1 protein-coding gene is annotated in these 866 nt (G+C 44.0%); it reads left to right on the forward strand.

Annotated elements, in window-relative coordinates:
• Window positions 1–272: 272 nt before the first annotated feature.
• On the forward strand, window positions 273–866 hold a 594-nt coding region (locus AC1DWB_RS36330; RefSeq protein WP_477545897.1), incomplete at its 3' end, for a site-specific integrase.

Raw genomic sequence — 866 nt, forward strand, 5'->3', positions numbered from 1 at the left:
CCCGATCCGCCTGCTGATGGATCGAATGAGACATATGTACAAACGCAGACCGTATTATCGTCATGGAGAATGGAGAGGCAGTGGAAGAAGGGAACCATGATCGTTTGTTGGAGCGTTCCGGGCGGTACGCACAGCTCTACCGATTGCAATATGCATAAGACAAACTAAGTCCGCGGAAACCTCGGGCTTTTTTTGCAATTACCGGCGCAGCAAATAATAAATGAATTTTCCGTCTGATTCCTAAAGGTAGGGAAGAACCGGAGAACTATTATATGCCGGAAGAAGTCTTCAAATTTATGACGGAAATACTGAAGATGCTAAAGGAATCTTATAAGTTCGATGCGATACCTGAGGTGGAATATGATGTGGAAAGCAGAAAACATTTAATGCCGAATAGGAGGTACATCTTTCAGTACCAGTCCAGGCACATCAACGTGTTTTCAATTAATGCGATCCTTCGCTTTTTTTTGCATGGGATTGTGATTCAATCCGCAGAAGGCAATCAAGTTGTTTTAAAGGCTCATCTTTTGAGACATGCGTTTGCCACACATGCGGTTCAAACCGAGAAAATCCCAGTCGATATTGTGAAAACTCTACTCCACCAGAAGGACATTGAGGTGACTTCTTACTATTCTGCTCCCACAGCTCAGCAAGTCTCGGAATCCATAAACTCACTTCATGAAAACTGGATCTCATATGTCGATATTCAAAAAGGCATTCTTAGGGGACCGGACGAACTTAAAGAGATCTACGATGATTACCGAGAAAAGGTCGGCACCATGTCAAAGGTTGTGGGAGGGATATGTACAATTGACTCGGTATGCCCGACTAAAATGGCTTGTGTTGGATGTGGGGCTAAAGTCCCT

The organism is Paenibacillus sp. P4_E11 (assembly GCF_056401635.1).